This is a genomic window from Streptomyces sp. NPDC014733 (assembly GCF_043083385.1).
GTDB lineage: Bacteria > Actinomycetota > Actinomycetes > Streptomycetales > Streptomycetaceae > Streptomyces.
Window position 1 is genome coordinate 63,581 of record NZ_JBIBYO010000010.1, and the last position, 22,758, is coordinate 86,338.

General features: G+C 71.9%; 19 protein-coding genes. 7 read left to right on the forward strand and 12 right to left on the reverse strand.

Annotated elements, in window-relative coordinates:
- Positions 1 to 16: 16 nt before the first annotated feature.
- The 8 genes from ACF1BH_RS22095 to ACF1BH_RS22130 all read right to left on the reverse strand — a co-directional run bounded on the left by ACF1BH_RS22095 (position 17) and on the right by ACF1BH_RS22130 (position 8,222).
- Positions 17 to 682: a nitroreductase gene (locus ACF1BH_RS22095; protein WP_391644673.1), complete on the reverse strand. Its 666-nt coding sequence runs from the start codon at positions 680 to 682 to the stop codon at positions 17 to 19.
- A gap of 193 nt (positions 683 to 875) precedes the next feature.
- Positions 876 to 1,121 carry an acyl carrier protein gene (locus ACF1BH_RS22100; protein WP_391644675.1) on the reverse strand — a complete coding sequence of 82 codons (246 nt, stop codon included), beginning with the start codon at positions 1,119 to 1,121 and terminating at the stop codon, positions 876 to 878.
- Entirely contained in the window at positions 1,118 to 2,506 is a 1,389-nt protein-coding gene (locus ACF1BH_RS22105) for a dihydrolipoamide acetyltransferase family protein (protein WP_391644677.1), read from the reverse strand. The genes ACF1BH_RS22100 and ACF1BH_RS22105 overlap by 4 nt, the downstream gene beginning before the upstream one ends.
- A 3-nt stretch (positions 2,507 to 2,509) precedes the next feature.
- Positions 2,510 to 3,505 (reverse strand): alpha-ketoacid dehydrogenase subunit beta, encoded by a 996-nt coding sequence (locus ACF1BH_RS22110; RefSeq protein ID WP_391644679.1) that lies wholly within the window; start codon positions 3,503 to 3,505, stop codon positions 2,510 to 2,512.
- Between the two features lie 2 nt (positions 3,506 to 3,507).
- Positions 3,508 to 4,575 (reverse strand): pyruvate dehydrogenase (acetyl-transferring) E1 component subunit alpha, encoded by a 1,068-nt coding sequence (pdhA, locus tag ACF1BH_RS22115; protein WP_391644681.1) that lies wholly within the window; start codon positions 4,573 to 4,575, stop codon positions 3,508 to 3,510.
- A complete protein-coding gene (gene acsA, locus ACF1BH_RS22120; RefSeq protein WP_391644683.1) occupies positions 4,572 to 6,362 on the reverse strand; it encodes an acetate--CoA ligase in 1,791 nt (596 codons plus the stop codon). Before acsA ends, pdhA begins: the two co-directional genes overlap by 4 nt.
- Positions 6,363 to 6,515: 153 nt before the next feature.
- On the reverse strand, positions 6,516 to 7,193 hold the full coding sequence (locus tag ACF1BH_RS22125; RefSeq protein WP_391644685.1) for a CBS domain-containing protein: 678 nt from the start codon (positions 7,191 to 7,193) through the stop codon (positions 6,516 to 6,518).
- Positions 7,194 to 7,625: 432 nt separating this feature from the next.
- Positions 7,626 to 8,222 (reverse strand): TetR/AcrR family transcriptional regulator, encoded by a 597-nt coding sequence (locus tag ACF1BH_RS22130; RefSeq protein WP_391644687.1) that lies wholly within the window; start codon positions 8,220 to 8,222, stop codon positions 7,626 to 7,628.
- Positions 8,223 to 8,301: 79 nt separating this feature from the next.
- On the opposite strand from ACF1BH_RS22130, the gene ACF1BH_RS22135 reads away from it, so the two are divergent.
- Positions 8,302 to 9,195 carry an NADP-dependent oxidoreductase gene (locus tag ACF1BH_RS22135; RefSeq protein ID WP_391644933.1) on the forward strand — a complete coding sequence of 298 codons (894 nt, stop codon included), beginning with the start codon at positions 8,302 to 8,304 and terminating at the stop codon, positions 9,193 to 9,195.
- Between the two features lie 426 nt (positions 9,196 to 9,621).
- On the forward strand, positions 9,622 to 10,668 hold the full coding sequence (locus ACF1BH_RS22140; RefSeq protein WP_391644689.1) for a chitinase: 1,047 nt from the start codon (positions 9,622 to 9,624) through the stop codon (positions 10,666 to 10,668).
- 66 nt (positions 10,669 to 10,734) lie between these two features.
- Here ACF1BH_RS22140 and ACF1BH_RS22145 read toward each other — a convergent pair whose 3' ends face one another.
- Positions 10,735 to 11,208, reverse strand: a complete 474-nt coding sequence (locus ACF1BH_RS22145) for a cytochrome P450 (RefSeq protein WP_391644935.1) — start codon at positions 11,206 to 11,208, stop codon at positions 10,735 to 10,737.
- A gap of 863 nt (positions 11,209 to 12,071) precedes the next feature.
- Here ACF1BH_RS22145 and ACF1BH_RS22150 point away from each other — a divergent pair.
- A complete protein-coding gene (locus tag ACF1BH_RS22150; RefSeq protein ID WP_391644691.1) occupies positions 12,072 to 13,190 on the forward strand; it encodes a chemotaxis protein in 1,119 nt (372 codons plus the stop codon).
- A 319-nt stretch (positions 13,191 to 13,509) separates the two neighbouring features.
- Here the strand turns inward: ACF1BH_RS22150 and ACF1BH_RS22155 are convergent, their stop codons facing one another.
- From ACF1BH_RS22155 to ACF1BH_RS22165, 3 genes are all read right to left on the reverse strand, one after another.
- Positions 13,510 to 14,907 carry a DEAD/DEAH box helicase gene (locus ACF1BH_RS22155; protein ID WP_391644693.1) on the reverse strand — a complete coding sequence of 466 codons (1,398 nt, stop codon included), beginning with the start codon at positions 14,905 to 14,907 and terminating at the stop codon, positions 13,510 to 13,512.
- Positions 14,908 to 15,129: 222 nt separating this feature from the next.
- Entirely contained in the window at positions 15,130 to 16,239 is a 1,110-nt protein-coding gene (locus tag ACF1BH_RS22160; RefSeq protein ID WP_391644695.1) for an aminotransferase class V-fold PLP-dependent enzyme, read from the reverse strand.
- Positions 16,240 to 16,490: 251 nt separating this feature from the next.
- Positions 16,491 to 17,807 (reverse strand): hypothetical protein, encoded by a 1,317-nt coding sequence (locus ACF1BH_RS22165; protein ID WP_391644697.1) that lies wholly within the window; start codon positions 17,805 to 17,807, stop codon positions 16,491 to 16,493.
- On the opposite strand from ACF1BH_RS22165, the gene ACF1BH_RS22170 reads away from it, so the two are divergent.
- The 4 genes from ACF1BH_RS22170 to ACF1BH_RS22185 all read left to right on the forward strand — a co-directional run bounded on the left by ACF1BH_RS22170 (position 17,806) and on the right by ACF1BH_RS22185 (position 22,754).
- On the forward strand, positions 17,806 to 18,732 hold the full coding sequence (locus ACF1BH_RS22170; RefSeq protein WP_391644699.1) for a metal-dependent hydrolase: 927 nt from the start codon (positions 17,806 to 17,808) through the stop codon (positions 18,730 to 18,732). The two genes, ACF1BH_RS22165 and ACF1BH_RS22170, sit on opposite strands and share 2 nt — an antisense overlap.
- Positions 18,733 to 19,252: 520 nt before the next feature.
- The gene (locus ACF1BH_RS22175; protein ID WP_391644701.1) at positions 19,253 to 20,710 is read left to right on the forward strand and encodes a DHA2 family efflux MFS transporter permease subunit; all 1,458 of its coding nucleotides are present in this window, start codon (positions 19,253 to 19,255) and stop codon (positions 20,708 to 20,710) included.
- 276 nt (positions 20,711 to 20,986) lie between these two features.
- Positions 20,987 to 21,901 carry a VOC family protein gene (locus tag ACF1BH_RS22180; protein ID WP_391644703.1) on the forward strand — a complete coding sequence of 305 codons (915 nt, stop codon included), beginning with the start codon at positions 20,987 to 20,989 and terminating at the stop codon, positions 21,899 to 21,901.
- Positions 21,902 to 21,953: 52 nt separating this feature from the next.
- Positions 21,954 to 22,754 carry an SDR family oxidoreductase gene (locus tag ACF1BH_RS22185; protein WP_391644705.1) on the forward strand — a complete coding sequence of 267 codons (801 nt, stop codon included), beginning with the start codon at positions 21,954 to 21,956 and terminating at the stop codon, positions 22,752 to 22,754.
- Positions 22,755 to 22,758 lie beyond the last annotated feature (4 nt).

Genomic DNA, 22,758 nt, shown 5'->3' on the forward strand with positions numbered 1-22,758 from the left:
CGAAGCCGCGAGGCCGTCATTCTCCGATGAAGCTCACTGTTTCCCTCATGCCCGCCCGCCCGGTACGCAGAGGGGGAACACCCTCCTTCTCGAATCCGACTGCGACACCGCAGAACAGTGTGTGTCCGTCATCGGCTCCGACTGTCTGCGCGACAGTCGTGCGATACATCGTCCACATCATCTGCGGGCAGCTGTGCAGCCCTTCCGCCCGTAGCAGCAGCATGACGGTCTGCAGATACATCCCTGCGTCTCCCCACTGCGCGGGGCCCATCGCACGGTCGAGGTAGCAGAACAGGGCAACCGGCGCCCCGAACGCCTCCGTGTTCAAGGCGGTGATCTTTTTGGACCGCCCGGGATCGTCCCGCGCGATTCCCAGCGCCGTGTATCGCTGGGCGGCCGCGGCGGAGAAACGGTCCAGATACGGTGAGGACAATTCGGCGGGGTACATCGGGTACTCCCGCTCGTCACCCGCATCGCCGGCCAATGCCCTTGCCCTGGCGCGCTTCTTCAGTTCGGCCAAGGGCTCGCCGGTGACGACGTATACGTGCCACGGCTGGAGGTTCCCGCTGGACGGCGCTCGTGTCGCTGCGGCCAGCACGCGTTCGAGTATCTCCTTGGGCACCGGCTCATCGCTGAACGCCCGCACAGCCCGGCGAGTGTCCACGGCTTCGTATACGTCCATGCCTTCTTACCGCCCTCTCGGCCCGCTACCGACCAACCACCTGCACGGTACGCAACAGCCGTCGCGATCACCGCCCTCACCCTGCAACGACGTTTTTCGGAGGGGGAGTTGCGTGGTGGACGGCGGCGGCGAGGGACGGGCCGGCCGGTCGCGGTCCGGTCGGGCAGGTGTTCCGGCAGTTGGCCGGGGCGTCTCACGCCGTCCGGACCACGAGGAAACCGGCGCTGCCGGACAGTGTGGTGAGCTGCGTGGTGTCCTCGTCGTCGATGCGGATGCCGGTGCGCTCGCTGAGCGTCTCGATGAAGCTGAGGAAGTCCAGCGAGTCCATCTCCAGTGCGTCGCGGAAGTTGTCCTCGGGGCCCAGCGCCGCCAGGTCGGCACCGGGGATGACGGCGGCGATCGATTCCTTGACCACGTCGAGTGCGTCCTTGTGGTTCACAGCTGCTCCGGGTTCTGCAAGAGGCGGTCGACCACGGCCAGGTAGCGGGCGCCGACGGCGCCGTCCGTGGCCCGGTGGTCCGCTGACAGGGTGGCGGTGACGACAGGGCGTACGCCGAGCAAGCCGTCGACGGCGCGCGGCCGGTCGGCGATCCGGCCGAAGCCGACCAGGGCCACCTGCGGCGGGTGGATCACGCCGAAGACCGCTTCCACTCCCTGATCACCGAGGTTGGTGACCGTGATCGTGGCGCCGACCACTTCGGAACCGCGCAGCCTGCCCGTGCGGGCGCGTGCGACCAGGTCTTTCAGGGACGTCATCAGCCCCGGGAGTCCGAGGGCGTCGGCGTCGTGCACAACGGGGGCGACGAGCCCTCCGCCGCGCAGTGACACGGCGACACCGAGGTGTACGCCCTCGCCCGCCGTGAACCGGTCATCGGACCAGAAGCCGTTGAGTTCCGGTACCTCACGGGCTGCGAGAGCCGCCGCCTTGAGCAGCACCGCCGCGGGGAGCAGCCGCTCGGTGACCGGGCTGCGCCGGTTGCGCTCGTGCAGCCACTCCGTGGCGGCGGCCATGTCCACGGTGGTGGACAGATAGTAGTGGGGGATGTCCCGGTGGGCACGTGTCATCAGGCCCGCGATCGCCCGGCGGGCCGCTGCCGCCCGGTCCTGAGCGGAACGCGAGGGACGTACGGTCGCGGCGCGGGACGGAGACGGCGGCGCGGTGGCCGGACCGGGGGCCGCCTTGCGCACGTCCGCGGCCCGGACGGCGCGATCCTTGCCGGTACCGGTCACCGCTGCCAGGTCGACGTCCAGTTCGGCGGCGAGCCGGCGGGCGAGGGGGGTGGCCCGCACGCGCGCGGGCCGGGCAGCGGTCGCGGCTGCCGCCTGCTCGACGTCGGTCCGGGTGACACGTCCACCGGGGCCGGAGCCGTGGAGGGACCCCGGACCGATACCGCTCCGCTCCGCGAGGTGCCGGACCAGGGGGCCTGCCTCGACGAGCCCGCTGTCCGGGGCCGCGGGCTGCACCGGCGCCCGCGGCGGGGCGGGTTCGGCCGGTGCGGGGGGCTCCGGTGGCTCCGGTGCGTGTGCGTGACGGGCCGGCAGCTCCTTCCCGGGCTTCCCGGCCTCGTCGGTCTTCCCGGGTTCCTGCGGCGCCGGTTCGACCAGCGCGAGCGGTGTGCCCACCGGCACGGTCGTGCCCACTTCGACGAGCGGTTCGCCCATGATTCCCGTCTCGAAGCACTCCACCTCGATCGTGGACTTCGCGGTCTCGACGACCGCGACCGGGTCGCCCTTGCCGACGCGGTCACCGGGGGCCACCAGCCACTCCACGAGGGTCCCCTCGTCCATGTCGGCGCCCAGGGAGGGCATGGTGAACTCGCCCATGGCTCAGTCCACCGCCCGGTGTACGGCCGCGATGACGTCTGCGGTCTGTGGCAGTGCGGCCTCCTCCAGCCGGCGGGCGTACGGGATGGGAACTTCGGCGCTGCACACGCGCTCGACAGGCGCGTCCAATTCGTAGAACGACCGCTCGGCGATGCGGGCGGAGACCTCCGCGGCGAGGCTTCCGGTGCGCCATGCCTCGTCGATGACCACCGCGCGGTGGGTGCGGGCCACGGTGGCACCGATCGCCGCGTCGTCCAGGGGCCGGAGCGTGCGCAGGTCGATCACCTCGGCGTCGATGCCTCCGGTGGTCAGCTCGTCCGCCGCCGCGAGCACCTTGGGCAGCGAACCGCCGTACGTGATCAGGGAGACGTCGGTGCCGGACCGGCGGACCGCGGCGTGGTCCAGGTCCACGGCGGTGGTGGGCGGGGCGGGCACGCCGGACGCGTTGTAGAGGCTTCCGTGCTCGAAGATCAGCACCGGGTCGGGGTCGGCGAGCGCCGGGGCCAGCATGTGACGGGCGTCCTCCAACGTGGCCGGGGCGAGGACGCGGATGCCGGGGATGTGCGCGTACCAGCCTTCCAGGCTGTGCGAGTGCTGTGCGGCGAGCTGCCGTCCGGCGCCCGTCGTCATGCGGATGACCAGCGGCACGGGCAACTGTCCGCCCGACATGTGCAGCAGCGTGGCGGCGTTGTTGAGGATCTGGTCGAGGGCGAGCAGGCTGAAGTTGACGGTCATGATCTCGACGATGGGCCGCATCCCGGACACGGCGGCGCCGATACCTGCGCCGACGAACGCGGACTCCGACAGCGGGGTGTCGCGGACGCGTTCCGGGCCGAACTCCTCCAGCAGGCCGAGGCTGACGCCGAAGCATCCGCCGTAACGGCCGACGTCCTCGCCCATGAGGAAAACGCGGTCGTCGGAGGCCAGGGCTTCCCGCAGAGCCTCGCGCATCTCCTCCCGGTAGGTCGTCTCCGACGCTTCCGTCCCGCCGGCGCCCATGGTCAGCTCACCGCCCTGGTCGCAGCACTGGTGACATGGCGGAGCAGGTTCTCGGCCGGTTCCTCGGGGGCCTGTTCGGCTGCTGCGACGGCCCGGTCGATCTCGTCGGTGATCCGCTGCTCGATCCGGGCGAGATCCGCGTCGTCCAGCTCACCGTCCTCGCGCATGCGGGCCATGATCCCGTTGATCGGGTCACGCTCCTTCCACTGTTCGACCTCGGCCTTGTCCCGGTAGCGGTCCGGGTCGTACATGGAGTGGGCGCGGAAGCGGTAGGTGCGCAGCTCCAGGAATGCCGGTCCGCCCCCTGCCCTGATGCCCTCGGTGGCCCGTCGGGCCGCCTGTTCCACGGCCTCGACGTCCATGCCGTCCACGGCCCAGGCGACCATGCCGTAGGAGGCGGCACGCAGGGCCAGGTCGGTCTGCGCCTCGTGCCGTCCGAGGGAGGTACCCATGGCGTAGAGGTTGTTCTCGCAGACGAACAGCAGCGGCAGTTTCCACAGGGCGGCGAGGTTCGCGGTCTCGTGGAACTCGCCTTCGGCGAAGGCGCCGTCGCCGAAGAAGCAGCAGGTGACGCGGGTCCGGCCGCGCATGCGGTCGGCCAGCGCGAGGCCGGCCGCCAGGGGGAGTCCACCGGCGACGATCGCGTTGCCGCCGTAGAAGCGGCGGCTCGCGTCGAACAGGTGCATGGACCCGCCCCGGCCACCGCTGCAGCCGGTCGTCCTGCCGTACATCTCGGCCATGACGGACTCGGTCGTGAGGCCGCGGGCCAGCGCGTGGCCGTGCTCACGGTACGTGGACACCACACCGTCCTCGGGTGCCAGTGCCTCGCTGACGCCCACGGCGACGGCCTCCTCACCGATGTAGAGGTGGACGAAGCCGCGGATCTTCGCGGCGCTGTACAGCTCTACGCACCGTTCCTCGAAGCGCCGGATGCGTACCATCGCCGCCAACAGGTCCGTCCGGTGCCGGTCGGCCGGAGCCCCGTTTCTCGCGCTCCGCTTGCCGGACACGGTCTTCTTCACCGCTTTCGGGGCCGTCTTACGGGTGCGTCCCGGTCGCGCCACACTCATGGGGATCCCTCCAAGGTGGACAGGTCCCCGAGGGGGAGTCCGAGTTCACGCGCCCTCAGCAGTCGGCGCATGACCTTGCCGCTGCGCGTCTTGGGCAGGTTCTGGTCGAATGTGATCTCCCGCGGCGCGACGGCGGGGCCCAGCCGCCGGCGGGCGAAGGCCAGCAGGTCCCGCTCCAGAGCCGGGGTCGGCTCGATGCCCGGGCGCAGCGACACGAAAGCCTTGACGACGTCCCCGGCAACGGGGTCCGGACGGCCGATCACTCCGGCCTCCGCGACCGCCGCGTGCTCCATCAGCGCGCTCTCCACCTCGAACGGGCCGATGAGGTGCCCCGCCGACTTGATGACGTCATCGGCGCGGCCGACGAACCAGTACCAGCCGTCGGCGTCCCGCCTGACCAGGTCGCCGGTCAGGTACCAGCCGCCGGCGAACGCGGCCTCGTAACGCTCCTTGTCGTGCAGATAGCCGCGGAACATCGACGGCCAGCCCGGGCGCAGTGCCAGCTCGCCCTCGACGCCGGGTTCCGCCACCTCGGTGACCTCTCCCCCGGTCACCAGGGCCCGGCCGTCCTCGCCCCGCTCCAGGACGGTCGCCTCGACGCCGGGCAGCGGCCGCCCCATGGAGCCGGGGCGGATGTCGCAGGCGGCGAAGTTCGCGATCATGATGCTGCCGGTCTCCGTCTGCCACCAGTTGTCGTGGACGGGCAGGCCCAGCACGTCCTGGCCCCACTCCACCGCCTCGGGGTTGAGCGGCTCACCGACGGAGGCGATGAAGCGCAGTGCCGACAGGTCGTAGGCGCGCGGCAGGTCGTACGGGCCCTCGCGTGGTGTCGCGCGCATGAGCATCCGCAGGGCGGTGGGCGCGGTGTACCAGACGGTGACGCGTTGCTCGCCCAGGATCCGGTACCAGCGCCGGGCGTCGTAGTCGCCCTCGTCGACGATCACCGTCACGCCGTGGACGAGCGGGGCGATGATGCCGTACGACATGCCGGTGACCCAGCCGGGGTCGGCCGTGCACCAATACACGTCCTCGGGGTGCAGATCGAGCGCGTACGCGGCTGTCGCGGAATGGGCGACCACGGCCTCGTGGACATGGACCGCGCCTTTGGGGGTGCCGGTGGTTCCGCTGGTGAAGTGCAGCAGGGCCATGTCCTCGGGCGAGGTCGGCGGGATCGTGAAGGCGCCCGGGGCGGCGGCCATCAGCTCGTCGAGGGAGACCGTGCCGGGCAGGTCCTCGGCGCCGGGACCGACGATCAGAACGTGTGCGAGCCCGGGCAGCGAGTCCCGGCGGTCGGCCACCTTCCGGCGGTAGAGGGCCGCGGTGGTGACCAGGACCCGGGCGTCGCCGAGACGCAGCCGCTGTTCCACCGGATCGGGGCCGAAGGCGGGGAAGAGCGGGCACAGCACGCCGGTGTTCTTCAGCGTCCCCAGCACCACGACGTACAACTCGGGGCAGCGGCCGAGCAGGGTGAACACCCGGTCTCCCCGGCCGGCGCCGAGCGACCGCAGAACGTTCGCGAAGCGGGCCGTACGGCGGGCCAGCTCGGCATACGTGACGGTGGAGACCGTGTTGTCAGGGGCGACGCACCGCAGCGCGGTCTTGTCCGCGTGTTCCGGTCCCCCATGCCGGTCGACGGCCTCGTGCGCGATGTTCAGCCCTCCGCCGGGCAGCCCGGCCAGCGCGGTGCGCGCCTGTGACCAGGAGAAATCGGCACGGGCCCGGTCGTAGTCGGCGAGATTCGGCCTGACGGGCGCGGCGGTGCCCTTGTGGATCGTCTCCCGACGCATGGACGTTCCTCCCGACGCCTGCCTCTGCCTCTGCTTCCAGAGTCGCCGAGCCGGGCCCGGGCCGCATCGCGACGTTCCCGGCCGGGAACGGAACGGGACACGTTCTTGTGCACCACCCGCCACCGGTCGCGTCACCACACGCCACCGGTCGCGTCACCACACGCCTTCGGCGCCTTCCGGGGCGGCGGGCTCGCCGGTGAGCTGGGGGATGACGTCCACCACGCCTTCCACGGCGCGGACGAGACGCACGGCCGCCGGGATGAGCGAGGTGTCGTGGACTCGTCCACGGAGGGCGACTACTCCCTCGTGCACGTTCACGTGGATGCTGTGGCTGACGGCGGGGAACAGGTAGGACACCACCGTGCGGCGGACCTCCTCCTCGATGTCCTCATCCGGCCGCAGGAACACCTTGAGCAGATCGCCACGGCTGACGATGCCCTTGAGCACGCCCTCGTCATCCACCACGGGAAGACGCTTGACGTGCCTCACCGCCATGATCCTGGCCGCCCGGGCCAGCGTGACGTCGCCGTGCACGGTGATGGCCGGGGTGCTCATGACCTCCTCGGCGGTCGCCGCCTCCGCCTTGGCGATGTCCGGCAGCCGTTGGCGCTGCTCGTACAGGCTCGGCGCGCTGTCGTGGAACTCCTCCTTCGGCAGCAGGTCGGCCGCGGAGACCACACCGATGACGCGGCCGTCGCCCTCCAGGACCGGCAGGGCGCTGACCTTGCTCCGGTCCATGGCCCGGACGATCTCCTTGAAGCGCGCGTCCCACCTGACCGCGACCACCGTCCTGGTCATCACATCACTCACGATGTGCGGGCCCTCAGGCATGCCGGACCTCCTCCGCTCACCGCATCAGGGCACTTCGCCCGCGCCGTGGAGCTGCCGGCCGCCGCGGCCCAGGCGCCGATGACGAGGGGGAAGCGGGGCCGGCTCGGCGTCTGCCCGTCCCCCGGGATCCGCGTCCGGCCACGGACGGCTCGCCATGCGCTGTACCGGTACCCGTCCCGGGAGACTCGGCGGCTGCCGACCGGCCGGGTCTCACCGGCGCCGTGGCACAGCGCTCCGTCCCACGCAGCCGTATGACTCCACCATCGCCGCAAACGGGCACGGCGGCACCCCGGCCGACCGCTTGGCGCAGCGGGACCCGGGCGGTGCCACGGTGCGCAGGGGTCTCCCCCTGGGGTCGCCCCCACCGGCCCCTTTCCCTCCGGGAGGGGGCGCGTTCCGGTCCGTACCCGGACCGGAACACCGCCGCTCGCCTCACCCTCCGGCGTTGTCGCCGGTGGGGTGCGTGGCGGCCCATGCCGCCTCGATCATCCGGAAGATCTCGTCGAGCGCGGTCTGCGGTTCGGGCGCCTCACGGGCCACCGCATAGGCGTCGATCACGAACCTGGCGAGGGCCCGGCAGGCCGTGGTGGTCCGCGGCAGGGCGGGATCGGCGGCGAGGGTCGTCGCCAGGGCCTCCGCATGACGCAGCCTCATCGACTCCTCGTACTCCCGCAGGGCGGGTGACGCGTCGATCATGTGCCAGATCGGGGTGGCGCTGTCCGCCGTGCAGTGCGCCACCAGGGCCTGGACCTCGCGGCGCAGCGCGGGGAGGAGCGGCTCGTCCGGCGCGCGGTCGGTGACCGCCCGTGTGAGGCGTAGCTCGAAGTCTTCGTCCCGCTCGAACACCAGGGCCTCTTTCGAGGCGAAGTGGGAGAAGACCGTGGTGACCGCCACGTCGGCCTCGGCGGCCACGTCGCGGATGCCCACGGCGTCGAAGCCGCGGTCCAGGAAGAGCCGCAGGGCGGTGTCGGCAATCTTCTGGCGGGTCGCGGCCTTCTTGCGCTCACGGCGTCCGGGCGGCTCAGTCATAGCCGAACACTACCAGGTGCAAAAGTATAACCGCTTCAAAACACTATCCGTTAGTGTTACGTTCTGCCGCATGAAGAACATGAAGAAAGTGAGCTTCGACGAATTCGGCGGCCCGGACGTGCTGCGTCTCGTGGACGCCGAGGAGCCCCACGCGGGCGCCGGTCAGGTACGCATCGCCGTGCGGGCGGCGGGCGTGAATCCCGTCGACTGGCGGATCCGCGAAGGACAGATCCTGGGGGCGCATCCGATCGAGCTGCCCTCCGGAGTCGGACTGGACGCCTCCGGGGTGGTGGACGAGGTGGGCGAGGGCGTGGCGGGGGTCGAGATCGGCGACGCAGTGTTCGGCGAAGGATCGAGCACCTATGCCGAGTTCGCCGTGCTGTCGGCGTGGGCCCGGATACCCGAGGGGCTGACGTTCGCGGAGGCGGCCGGATACCCCTCCGTGGTGGAGACCGCGCTGCGCATCATCCGCGAGGTCGGCGTGCGGCCCGGGCAGACGCTGCTGGTCAGCGGAGCGTCCGGTGGAGTCGGCTCGGCGGTTCTGCAGATCGCCCACGACCGCGGCATCACGGTGATCGGCACAGCCGGGGCCCGGAACCAGGACTATCTGCGCGGCCTGGGCGCCCTCGCCACCACATACGGCGAGGGCTGGGTCGAGCGGGTGCGGCAGCTCGGGCAGGTCGACGCCGCTCTCGACCTGTCCGGCTCGGGCGTGATCCGCGAGCTCGTCGCGCTGACCGGGGATCCGCGGAAGGTGATCTCCATCGCCGATCTCGGCGCACCGGCACTCGGCGTCCGGTTCTCCGGCGTGGCCGGGAGCGTGCGGGACGCGCTCGCCGAAGCCGTCGACCTCATCTCACGGGGGAAGCTCCGGATCCCGGTCGAGAAGTCGTACCCGCTGACCGAGGCTGCCGCAGCGCACATCGACAGCCAGGCCGGCCACACACGCGGGCGCCGGGTCCTGATCATCTGACGGCCCGCCCTGCCCTGCCCTGCCCGGGCGCCGGGCTCCGCCGACTCGGCCTCGCGTCCGGCAGACGACGGAAGGCCCGGCCGCCATCGCGGCCGATCCCCCCACACCTCTGGCCACAGGAAAGGACCTCGTGGCAGACGTCCGGCCACCGGGCAGGGCACCCGCACGCGCAAGGGGCGGAGCGGCCCGTCGGCCCGCGTCGGGACCCTCGCCCCTCTCATCCGACACCAGGCGATCACGGGACAGTTCCCGGCGCGCCAACTCGTCGGGCACCGGCACCGCCCCGCGCTCCAGAACTTTCCCAAGCAGTTCCAAAGAATGGGTAGTTGGGGCCACGGGCCCTTGACGGCGGCTTTGGTCTAGTCCATTTTCTGTCGGTGAACGGTCATGCTCTTCTCTCGTCCTCCCGGAAGGACCGGACACCTGATGAGGAAGCCGATCCGTACAGCCCTGGTGACGGCAGCCGCCGGAGCCCTGTCCAGCGTCGGAATCACCGCCGCCGGCGCGAGTCCCGCGCCCCCGCAGACGATCCGCCCGGCCGCCCACCTCGACACGGCGGGAGAGTTCGCCCCGTACGTGGACATGAGCAACTCCGCCGAAGGGCTGCTCGACACCGCCATCACCGGCCACGGTGTGAAGACCTACACCGCCGCCTTCACCATCGGCGCCGGGTGCGACAACATCTGGGGCGACACGCTCCCCGTCGGCAACGACCCGTACACCGATCCGGAGATCGCCAAGGCCAAGGCCGAGGGCGCCGACGTGATCATCTCCTCCGGCGGAGCAAGCGGTGAGCCGCTGGCCTTCACCTGTACCGACCAGAGCAAGATCGACGCGGGTTACCAGAAGGAGATCACCGCCTACGGCACCACGTCCCTGGACTTCGACATCGAGGGCGCGGCCGTCGCCGACACCGCGGGCGTGGCCCGGCAGATGACCGCGATCAAGGACCTCAAGGCCAAGAACTCCGGGCTGACCGCCTCGGTGACCCTGCCGGTACTGCCCACCGGCCTGACCGCCGACGGCGTCAACGTACTGAAGGCCGCCAAGACAGCCGGCGTGAAGCTGGACAACGTCAACATCATGACGATGGACTACGGACAGGGCACCGGCACGGACATGGGCGCGGCGGCGATCAGCGCGGGCAAGGCCACCCTGGCGCAGATGCAGTCCGTGGACTCCGGCTACACCTACGCCAACCTCGGAATCACCCCGATGATCGGCGTGAACGACGACGGTTCCGTCTTCAGCCTGGCCGACGCCGCCTCGGTGGCGAGCTGGGCGCGGGGCAACGGGGTCGGCCGGATGTCCTACTGGTCCGTCAGCCGCGACCAGGCGTGCAACGCGGCGGCGCAGCCGGCGGCCAAGAGCGGCACGGACACCGCACCGACCGGGAAGGCGGCGGCCTCACCGGTATGCAGCGGCGTCTCCCAGTCGCCGTTCGCCTTCACCGACGCACTCGGCAAGGGCTGACGCCCAGCCCCCGGAGCCGTGCCCGCGGAGAGATCGCGGAGCCCCCGGGCGCATTCCGCCTGACGGTCAGACGGGCTCGACGGTGAGCGGCAGGCGGCTGAAGCCGCGGAGCAGGTGGTTGAGCAGGCGTACGGGGGTCCCGGCGGGGCGGATGAGGGTGCAGCGGGTGGCGAGGGCGTCGATCAAGGCGCGGGCCTGCAACTGGGCCAGATGGAGGCCGACGCAGGTGTGGGGCCCGGCGCCGAACGCCAGGTGGCTGCCGTGGCCCGTGCGCCGGACGCGGAACTCATCGGCGTCGGGGCCCCAGTGGCGCCGGTCGCGGCCGGCGCTGCCGTAGAGGACCCACAGCTTGTCGCCGCCGCGCAGCTGCGTGCCGGCGAGGGCGGTGTCGGCGGTCACCCGGCGTCCGAACGCCTGGATCGGGGCCTCCAGCCGCAGCGCCTCCGCGAACGCCTGATCCGCGGTGGCGCGCCCGGTGCGCAGATGCTCCCACTGACCGGAGTATTCGGCCAGCAGTTGCAGGGTGGTGGTCAGGGCCAGGAGCGTGGTGTGGACGCCGGCGGCAGATCAGCGGCAGGGTGCCCGCTCACCGGTGGGCGGGTTCCCGGTCGGTGAAGGCGAACACCTCCGCCGACGGTCAACTCGACGCTGTCAAGCGGGTGTTGCCCTCCGGCCCCGGAGGCGTCACACCTCCGCAACAGGGGTGCACACCCCGGCCTGCGGCGGGCACGCCGACTCCGGGGCAACCCGCACTGCCGGGCGGAGCCCACCACCGCGGTGACCCTTGCCGATCCCGGCCATCCGTTCCACGTCACCGAGGAGGAGCGGCCGCTACGGCCGACTGCGGCCGGTGTCGCTCCGCCCGCCGTTGGTGACCGGTCAGCCAGGCTCCCGTGATCCGTCGGCGCGGGCGGCACTCCGATACGGTTTCGCCGCAGCACCGATCTTTGACGGAACGTGTCAGCATACTCGCCAGGTGTGACATACGGCCGTGGAGGAAACCGGCAACGCTGAGCCCGTACCGGCTGCCGTGCCCGCCCGAGCCCGGCCGGGAACGCTGACGACGGGGGGACGATGGGCGACGAGGAGAAGTTCCTCCTCGTCGCCCCCGAGCCCCAGCTCCTGGCCCCCAGGCCGCCCCGGTCATCGCCTACAGCGTCACCCGGGACAGAAACCCACGGCCCCAAGGGGGCAATGCCGCGGACCGCGCATCCGCTGCCCGCCCCAGGAAACGGGCATATCGTTCGTAGTGGGTGGTCGGGTGGCCGGGTGATCGGGCGGTGCGCCCGGGGCGGATTCCGGCGGATGCGCCGGATGCCCGCGTCGCATCCCGTTCGCAGCTCCCGCCCCTGCCCCCGTTCCGCTTCGGCTCCGTGAATCCCCGCGCCGAAAGAAGGCTTCCGATGCATGCAGCGCTCACTTCCGCCGACCTCGCCCAGCTCCGCCGGCGGCGGCCCTACCCAGCCGTGTCGGTCCTGATGCCCACACACCGCCGGGAGCCGGACAACGCACAGGACCCGGTCCTGTTGCGCAACATGCTGACGGAGGCCAAGGAGCGGCTCCAGGACGATCCGGACGTCTCCAGGGAACGACGGATCGATGTCATCGAGCAGTTGGGCCGGGCGGCGTCGGAGGTCGACCTGACGCACGCCGAGGAGGGCCTGGTCGTCTTCGCGGCGCCGGGGGAACACCAGGTGTGGTCGGTGGGGCGTACGGTTCCGGCCCGGGTGGTGCTCTCGGACACCTTCCTCACCCGCAACCTCGTCGCCGCGCAGGCCGCCGAGCACCCCTTCTGGGTGCTGGCGCTCTCCGCCGACCGCGTCAGCCTGTGGAGCGGTGCGGCCGACCGCGTCGCCGAGGTGCACCGCGGCGGATTCCCGCTGACCCGCAGCCTGGTGGACCCCGATCCCGAGGACCAGTTGCAGGTGGGTGACGTGCCCAGCACCTTCCGTGACGAGCACACCCGCGCCTTCCTGCGGGACGCGGACACCGCGCTCACGACCGTCCTCAGGACCGCGCCCCGGCCCCTGTACGTGGTCGGCGAGACGGCGGCGCTCTCGCTGTTCGACGAGGCCGGAACCGTCGTACGGGGCAGCGGCACCGGCACCAGGATCGCGGTGACGCAGGTGCCGCACACGGGGCTGGCGGGTGGCCCGCCGGACGCCCTCTGGCAGGCGATCCGCCCGTACGCCGAGAAGAACGCGGAGGCCGACGTCGCCGATGTGCTGGCCGAGCTGGACCGGGCGCGCGGCCGCCGGACGTTCGCCGCCGGCGTGGACGAGATCCGGCAGAACGCCGAGGCGGGCCGGGTCGCGCTGCTGGCGGTGGAGGAGAACTACCGGGAGACCGTACGGGACACCGGTGACCACCTCATGCCGGCCGAGCCCGGGGACCCGGACTCCGTGGACGACATCGTGGACACGATCGTGGAGCGGTCGCTGGACACCGGCGCGGAGGTGCGGTTCGTTCCCGACGGCGCGCTCACCGAGGTCGGCGGGATCGCGGGGACGCTGCGGTACTAGTCCGGTCCCGTCGGCCCGCGTGCGTGGGTGGTGCGGCCTGCGGAGCGCGCATCGGTGCACCCGCTCACCCTTCGCGCGCCGGGAGCATCCGCTCCGACACGACCGGTGCCCCCTTCCCCGGTAAGAACCAGTGCAGGGCCCGGTCGGTGCGGAACAGGGTGTCCGCGAGGACGCCCGCGCCCGGACCGTGGGCCCGGAGGTGTCCGGCGCGTACGAGCGTGCTCGGGGCGGCGCCGCCGAGGTGGATCCGAGCCCAGGGGCCGTCTTCCCGGAGGGGGACGCCCCCTCCGGAGATCTGCGGACGGCGGGGCAGCGGCTCTCAGGCGCCGCGCCGCACCCGGGCCGCCTTGCGGGCCTCGGCGAGCTTGCGGGCCTCGTTCGCCTTACGGGAAGACTTGCCGCCGGTGCCGCGGGAGGCGCCCTTACCGGTGCCCAGGCCGCGGAAGGGGGCGTTGGTGTTCTTGGGCCGGGCCGCGGCGGGCCCACCGTCGAGCGGACCGCCGGAGGGCGCCTTGGCCCCGGTGATCCGGCTCAGCTCCGCCTCGCCCGAGCGCACCTTGGTGACCGTCGTTTCGACGCCGGCCTCGGCCGTCAGCCGGCTCAGCTCCCGGCGCTGGCCCGGCAGCACCAGCGTGACGACGCGGCCGGACTCTCCGGCCCGGGCGGTGCGGCCCGCACGGTGCAGATAGTCCTTGGGGTCGGTGGGCGGGTCGACGTTCACCACCAGATCGAGGTCGTCGACGTGCAGTCCACGGGCCGCGACATTGGTCGCCACCAAGGCGGTGACCTGGCCGTTCCTGAACTGTGCGAGGGTCCGTGTGCGCTGCGGCTGGGACTTGCCGCTGTGCAGCGCCGCAGCGTGCACACCGTGGGCCCGCAGATGCCGGGTGAGCTGGTCGACGGCGTGCTTGGTGTCCAGGAACAGCAGGACGCGGCCGTCGCGGGCGGCGATCTCCGTGGTGACGGCGTACCGGTCGGGGCCGTGGACGACCAGCACATGGTGGTCCATCGTCGCGACCGCACCCGCGGACGGGTCGACGGAGTGGACGACCGGGTCGTGGAGGTGGCGGCGGACCAGCTGATCGACGTCGCGGTCCAAGGTGGCCGAGAACAGCATCCGCTGGCCGTCGTGGTGCACCTGGTCGAGCACTTCGGTGACCTGCGGCAGGAAGCCCATGTCGCACATCTGGTCGGCCTCGTCGAGGACGGTGATCCGTACCCGTCCCAGGCGGCAGGCCCTCCGCTCGACGAGGTCGTGCAGACGGCCCGGCGTGGCCACGACGACCTCGGCCCCGTCGCGCAGCGCGGCGGTCTGCCGGCCGATCGACATCCCGCCGACCACCGTGGCCATCCGCAGGCCGAGCGCCTCGGCATACGGCGTGAGCGCCTCGGCCACCTGCTGGGCCAGCTCCCGGGTGGGCACCAGGATCAGGGCGAGCGGCTGCTTCGGCTCCGCACGCCGCCCGGCCGTCCGGACGAGCAACGGCAGACCGAAGGCGAGCGTCTTGCCCGATCCCGTACGCCCGCGCCCCAGGACGTCGCGTCCCGCGAGGGCGCTGGGCAGCGTGGCCGCCTGGATCGGGAACGGCTCACGCACGCCTCGTGCGGTGAGCGTGCGCAGCACCTCGGCCGGAAGGTCCACGTCGGCGAAGGTGGCCGGGGACACCGGCCGGGCGAGGTCGGCGTGCGGGGTGCTGGGGCGGTCCGGGTGGTTCATGAAGAGCCTTCCGCGAGGGGAACGTACCGAGGAAGGCCCGGCAGGATCGACGAACAGCTGACGTACAAGGGGGAACCGTGCGGACGGAGTCGCCAGCTGTCGCAGCCGTCCGAACGTGGAAGATTAACACAAAGTGACATTTTGCCCTGCATCGCCGCACGATCCCCGGTGTTCCGCCGCTCCCTGGGAAGAGCTCCCCTGCCACTCCCCCGGCAACGCCCCTCAGTCCGGCAGCAGTTCGGCCAGCCGGACGAGAACGGCATCGATCTCGTCCGGCGTGAGCGGGAGGAGCTCGAACAACAGCTCCTCCGCGTCCCGTCGGCCGGGCAGGGCCCAGATCGGCGGCGAGCCTGCCCGCAGCGCCTCGTCCAGCGCGGTCGCGTCCATGCCCGCCACGGCGGGATCCACCACCAGCCGGGCGCGGTCGAAGGGCAGCCCCGTCGGGTCGGGGACGGACGAGGCGGTGACGCCCCGGAGGGCACCTGCCCGTTCGACGAAGTCCGCCACCTTCTCGGCCTGCTCCCGCCGCCACACCACCAGGTCCAGCTCCTGACGCGCCTCAAGCGCGGCGAGGACGCCGATCACCGCTTCCTTGCTCGCCTTCATCGCCCGGCCGATGCCCCGTTCCTGCGCCCGGACCGCCGCCACCGGTTCCGCCCGGCCCACCACCAGCCCCGCGGTCGGCGAACCCAGGTACTTCTGCCCGCTGACGGTCACCAAGTCCGCGCCCGTGCCGAGCAGTTCGCCGATCCGGAAGTCCTGCGCCGCACCATCGAGGACGACGGGGACCCCGTGACGGTGGGCGACCGCCACGGCTTCGGCGAGATCGGCACCGGTCCCGCGCACAAGACGGGACGACACCAGCAGCAGGCACGCGACGCCGGGGCGCGCGAGGCCCGTCTCCAGATCCTCCGGCGTGAACCCGGCTTCCGTCCCGACGGGAACCGGGACCGCACCCGCCAGCCGGACGGCCTGCACGAGGGGGTGTCCGTAGTTGACGGCGTGCCCCGCCGGGAGGACGACGGCGCCGGGCATCCCGGTCGTGTCCGGCAGCGCCGCGATGCGCTCCGGGGACTCCCCTGTCATCGTCGCCGCGACCGCGAGGGTGATCCCGGACGCCGTGCAGTGCACGACGGTCCCCGCCTCCGCTCCGGTGAACTGCGCGAGGGCCCGGTCGGCCGCCTCCTGTAGTTCATCCATCACGAAGAACTCCGACAGCGCTCCGGCCACGGCGGCGGCCACACGGTCCCCGCTGCGCGAAACGCCGAGGGGTGTGTAGGGCCCTCGTGCGTTGATGATCCGGCTGAGTCCGTAAGCGGTGTGCAGTCCCATGGGGCCATCCTGCCTCCCCCGCACGAGGGCGCCCCCCTGCCCCGGGGAGGCTCATCTTCCTTTCGCGGGACGGGAATTCGTCCTGCGGCCCGCGGGCGAGCCCCACCACCGCCGCCTGTTCACGATTCCTGGCCTCCGACGCCGCGGGCTACATCACCGGCGACAATCTCACCGTCGCCGGCGGCACCGGCGTTCACACCCGCCCCTGACAGGCAACTCCCCGCGGCCCGGCCGCCCGTACCCCGCTGGATTCAGAAGCGGTGCACCCGGGCGGAGTGCGCCGACCAGTGCCAGTTCACCGGGGCGTACTGCCGCTTCAGCGCGTTGCGCCCGGGGCCGTAGCTCTTCAGGGCGGCGCGCACCGCGGACTCCAGGTCGCCGAGGTCCGCCGGTACCGGCACCCGGAGCAGCAGGTGCTGCTTACGGTGGACGAGGAGCAGTTCGCCGGCGGGTGAGCAGCCCATCAGGGAGAAGTGGGTGAGCGCCGTGAACGGCGCGTCCGAGGTGGGTATGCGGGCGCGCATCCGCCCCTCGGCGTCCCAGGCGTACAGGCCGTGGCGGTTGAGGTGGAAGGCCCGCCCGCGGTACGGATCGCCCACCACGGTGAAGCAGAAGCCCGGGTACGGGCTGTCCTCGTACCGGTGCATCCCCTCCAGCCTGCCGCGTACCGCGCCGTCCCCGTCGAGCAGCAGGAACGCGAACACCTGCCCGCGGTTGGCGGACCGGTACATCCGCCCGAAGACCGGGACGACGAAGAGGTCGTCGCCCATGGCCGCGGGGCGGCCCAGCTCGCAGTCGGTGTAGTCGTGGCGGGCGCGGTCGTCCGTGGACACGAGCTCGGTCAGGGAGGGAGACGGCCGGTTGGTGCCGCCGACGGGGGTGCCGTCGTGGACGAGGTGCGCGCGGCGGTCGGCGTCGGTCTGCCGGTCGGTGCGGGCGTCGTGCGTGGCGATGGCCCGCAGGGTGGCCTTGGTCCCGGGGCCGAGGGTGCTGCCGGGCTCGGAGAGCGCGACGAGGTTGGCGACCTGCCCGGCGTAGTTGCTCACGCCGTACTCGGCCGTGGCGCACAGCAGCCGGCCGGCGGGCGTGACGTCGATCGAGAGGGCGAACGGGTCGCCCGTCCGCTCCTCGCCCCAGCCCCAGGGCGCGCGCCAGGACTCCACGAGGCGGCTCAGGTCGGCGGAGAAGAGGTGGGTGTTGCCCGGCGCGGAGCTGATCGCGACCGTTCCGTCCGGGAGGACGGCGAGGTTCATGTCCGACCCCTCGGTGAGGCCGGTCGGGACGTTGCCGGGCGTCGGCCCGCCGAGCAGGGCCGTCGCGGTGGGCGTCCCGTCGGCGGCGAACCGGGTGAGCAGGTGGTACGTGAAATTCAGCTCGAAGGGGTCCGTGGAGGCGACGGCCTGCGGCCGGTAGCGCCCCGCTCCGCACAGCGCGTACGTCTCACCGGCCGCGTTCGCCGCCACGTCGTACGTCGTGAAAGCCCATCCCTCGGAGGGTTTGGCGGTGAGGTCGACGCGGTGCTCGCCCACCAGGGACGCGGGGAGGGTCAGGGGAAGGAGCGCAGCCATGACCACCATCCTGCCCCCGACCACTGACAACGGCAGCGGCAGCGGCACGATGCGCGCGTGGAGGGCTGGGAGTTGGCGGATCGGGCGGCCCCTCGGCAAGTCGGCGGGCCATGCCTGCTCGACGCGCTGGTCGCCGGTCGTCCGGCGGGCCCGCGCTGATAGCGTCTGCGCCGTTGAGGGCGTGGCGTCGGGCACGCGCCCGTACGGGGAGGACGAACGCACCATGATGGGCCATTCGCATGCGATGAGCGGTGCTCTGCTCTTCGCGGGCACCTCACCTTTTCTGCCGCCGCTGCTGATGCACGCTCATCTGGCGCCGGAGGAGATCCTGATGGGCACGGTGCTGTGCGCAGGGGCCGCGCTCCTGCCGGACCTGGACCACCATGACGGCACCATCGCCAACTTCCTCGGCCCGGTGTCCAAGACGCTCTGCCGCTTCGTGGCGTGGATCTCCGGTGGTCACCGGCACGCCACCCACTCGCTGTTCTTCGTGGCGTTGATGACCGCGGGGACCTGGGCCGGAGTGGAGTACCTGGGCCGGCCGTTCACACTCGGCATGACCTTCTTCCTCCTGGCCCTCGCGGTACGTGCGCTCAACCTCTGTCCGCCCGGCCACGGGTTCTCCGCCTGGGGCACGATCGTGGCGATGGCCGGGATCGGCACCGCCGTGATCGCCAAATTCATCCCCTCGGCCCCTGGTTGGCTGCCGTACGCCGCCGGCCTGGGCTGCCTGGCCCACCTGCTCGGCGACTCCATCACCAAACAGGGCGCACCGTGGCTCTGGCCGCTGAAGAACCGCTACGAGATCGTCCTCATCCAGCACAGCGGCAACAAGCTGGAGACGGAGATACTGACCCCGATCATGGGGGTCGCCACCGTCGTCCTGCTGTGGTTCACGGCGCTGTCGCCGCATCCGTTCCACTAGGACCGGTCCCGGGGCTGTCCGTCGACCGGGGTCGCGGAGAAGTCCGGTTCTTCCGGAGCCGGGACAGTGGAGAGCGAAAACCTGAGAAGGGCGTCTGAACTGGGGATACCCGTTCAGGCGCCCTTCGTCGAGTGCGGGAGGGACGGGAGCGGACCGGCGATCAGCTACCGTGGAGGGGTGTCTACGCCCCGAGTTTCCTAGCTGCGGACCCGCTTTCACGCCACAAGTGTGTCCTTTTCGCCTCTCGGAGCGTTTCCTCGTGATGACTCTTCACATCGGGCCGCGCATGGCCACGTGCCTGCCGAAGCCCCGTTCTTCCTGTTGTCCGCCCGCCGTTGCGGGCTCGCGCGGGCGACCGGTCGCCCGTAGCTGAGCAGCAGCTTCTTCCGGCCGACCCCGTTCCCGGGTACGTCGGCCGAGGGGCGGGGGCCTGCGGGCCGTCCCGCCACCGCGGCACGACCGCCCACCCGCGGGCGTGCCGCCGTCCCTCGATCTCTGCGACTTTCCGAAGGGCACCACGTTGTCCACCACCACCTCTGCCCCGCCCCGGACGGCTCCCGCCGGGCGACGGCGTACCGTCACGCTGATCATCGTGCTGCTGGCCGCGTTCATGGACCTGCTGGACGCGACGATCGCCAACATCGCACTGCCGACCATCCGCACCGAACTGCACGCCTCCGCCGCCCAGATCGAATGGGTGCTCGCGGGCTACACACTGGCCTTCGCCCTGGGGGTCGTCACCGGCGCCCGGCTGGGCGACCTCTACGGCTACAAGCGCGTCTTCCTCATCGGCATGGCCGGATTCACGGCCGCCTCCGCGCTGTGCGGCGCCGCCCCCACTCCCGGGCTGCTGGTCGCCGCCCGGGTGCTGCAAGGGCTGTTCGGGGCGGCGATGATCCCCCAGGTGCTCTCCCAGATCCAGCTGCTGTACGCACCGCACGAGCGGGGCCGGGCCATGGCCGCGTTCTCCTCGCTCTCCAGCCTCGCCGCCGCCCTCGGCCCCATCCTGGGGGCGCTGTTGCTGGAGTCGGCCTGGACCGGCCTCGGCTGGCGCGGGGTCTTCCTGATCAATGTGCCGGTCGGCGCCGTGGCGGTGTTCGCCGCCTGGCGCGTCCTGCCCGAGGGCCGCGCCACCACGCGGCCCCGCCTCGATCTGCCCGGTGTCGTGCTCTCCGGCATCGGGCTGCTGCTCCTGCTGTACCCGCTGACGCTCGCCAGCGACCGCGGTACCTGGCCCGCGTGGAGCTACGCCGCGTTCGTCCTCGGTGTGCTCGTCCTGGCCCTCTTCCACCACCACCAGCGCGTGCTGTCGGCCGCGGACCGGTCGCCGCTGGTGGAGGTCGCGCTGCTGCGGATCCCCTCGGTCGGCGGGGGGCTGCTGGTCGAGTTCCTGATCTTCCTGCCGATGATGGGGTTCTTCTTCACGCTGCTCCAACTCCTCCAGGCCGGGCTGGGGTTCACCCCGTTGACGGTCGGTGTGCTGATGCTGGCCTGGCCGGTCGCCAACGCCGGCTTCGCCACCCTCGGCGCCACCGTTCTCATGCCGCGCATCGGCCGCGGGACCGTGCAGATCGGCCTCGTCGTCATGGCGGCGGGGCTGGCAGTCCTCGGGGTCACCGCGCACGGGGCCGCGTCCGACACCCCGTGGGCGGCGTTCGTGCCCGGTGTGTTCGTCGCCGGTTCCGGTGCGGGTCTGGCCGTGGCGCCGCTGGCCCAGCTCACCCTGCAGGACGTTCCCGAACGGCATGTGGGCAGCGGTTCCGGACTGTTCAACACGGTCATCCAGGTCGCCGCCTCCCTCGGCGTCGCCCTCTTCGGCACCCTGTACTTCCACCCGCAGCCCGACCGTACCCATCAGCTCGCCCGGGACGCGGGACCGGCGTTCGCCACCACCATGTGGGTCAGCGTGGCGCTGCTCGCCGTCACCTTCGCCCTGAGCTATCTGCTCCCGTCCCGGAGCCGGTCGGCACAGAGCTGACCCCGGGTTCCACACCAGGGAGGCGGCGGCCGCGGCCGTCGCCTCCCGCGTTTTTGCGACAGGGGCACGGGGCCGGCGGCGGTGCGCCGGTCCCGGCCCGTAAAAGGCGACCGGGCTCCGGGGATCGGCAATTTCGGTGCTACGAGGAGACCGCCCGGCCCGTTTCGAATAGTGCGGTGGGCGGAGCGAGAAGGGCCGAATCGGATGCTCCTTTTCCCCGGGACGCCGGTATTCTCGTGCGGAAACCACCGGAGACTGTCTGGGGGCGCATTTTCGATGATCACCCATGTCCGGAGTGTGGCGCTCGGTGTACCCGACCTCGGCGCCGCCCGGGAATTCTTCGAGAAACACTGGCAGTTGGATCCGGTCGCCGCCGATGCGGACCGGGTATTCCTGGGAGCCGGCTGCCAGGACGATCACGTGCTGCGGCTGCGGGCCACCGCGGAGCCGCGGATGGATCTGCTGTGTCTGGCCGCAACCGATGAGCACGCCGTGGACGAGATCGCCGGGCGGGTGGCCGCACACCCGCAAGGTCGCCTTCTCACCACCCCTGCCACCTGCGACGATCTGGGCGGCGGCTACCGTTTCCGGTTCCTGGACTGCGAGGGCCGTACGGTCGAGGTGGCCTCCGGGACGGCGGCGCGGGCGTTCCGGCCCGTGGAGGCGGGCGAGAGCAGGCCGACCGGCATCAGCCATGTCGTGCTCAACACGGCCGATCTGCCGACCGCTTCGGCGTTCTACCGCGCGGTTTTCGGCCTGCAGGTGACCGACTGGGTGGAGGACATCATGGTATTCCTCCGTTCCGGCGCCGCTCACCATATGCTCGCCTTCACCCGCGCCCCGCATGTGTCGCTGAATCATGTGGCGTTCGAATTGCGCGGCATCGACGAATTCATGCGGGCGACCGGCGAGATGACGAAAAAAGGCTACACACCGCTGTGGGGCCCGGGGCGGCACGGGGTCGGGGCGAACACCTTCACCTATTTCCAGGAACCGAGTTCCCGGTTCGTCGCCGAATACACGACAGGAATGCTGCGGATCGACCCGGACCACACGTGGACGCCCCGGGTCTACCCGGCCAACGCGCAGACCAGCGACACCTGGGGCGTGGCGTCCCCCCGCGACGACGCGGTGTCGGCGAGCCTGCGGGGCTGCCCGGACACCGGCCTGTGGCAGCCGCCGCCGGTGTGACCGGCGGGGCGCGGCCCGGCGGCGTACACCACGAGCGGAAGGAGACGGTGAGTTGGCGGCAGGTGGCGAGGGACGGACGGAGCGGGGCGGCGCCCCGGGGGCGGGCGACGGGCCCGTCGCCGTGGTGACGGGCGGTGCGTCCGGTATCGGCCGTGCCGTCGTGGGCGATCTGGCGGCGCACGGCTACCGGGTCGTGGTGCTCGACCGCGGTGTGCCCGAGGAGCCGGCCGGGGACCGGGTGCGGTGGGTGGCCGGTGACGTACGCGATCCCGAGGCGAACGACGCGGTGGTGAAGGCGGCCCTGTCCCGGTTCGGGCGGCTGGACCTCTTCGTGGGCAACGCCGGGGTGCACGACGGCGGCGTCGGGGTGCGTGACCTCGACGGCGCCGCCCTCTCCGAGCTGGCCGGCCGCGTCCTGGACGTGAACGTCGTCGGCTATGTGCTCGGTGCGCGGGCCGCCGCCGGGCCGCTCACCGAGAGCGGGGGCTCGATGGTCTTCACCCTCTCCGACGCCTCCTTCCTCGTCCGCGGCAACGGCGCGGGCATCGCGTACGCCGCCGCCAAGCACGCGGCGCTCGGGGTGGTGCGCCACCTGGCCGCCGACCTCGCGCCGTCGGTGCGGGTCAACGCGGTGGCGCCGGGCGGTGTGGTGACCGGGCTGCGGACCGTGGACGGCCGCCCGGTCTTCGCCGACTCCGGTGAGATCGGCGCCAAGGTGCGGGAGTTCAACCCCCTGGGCGTGCTGCTGAGCGCCGAGCGGATCGCGCCGCTCTACCGCTTCCTGGCCTCCCCCGCGGCGGCGGGGATGACCGGTGAGGTGTTGCGGCCCGACGGTGGTCTGGCGGTGCGGTAGGGCA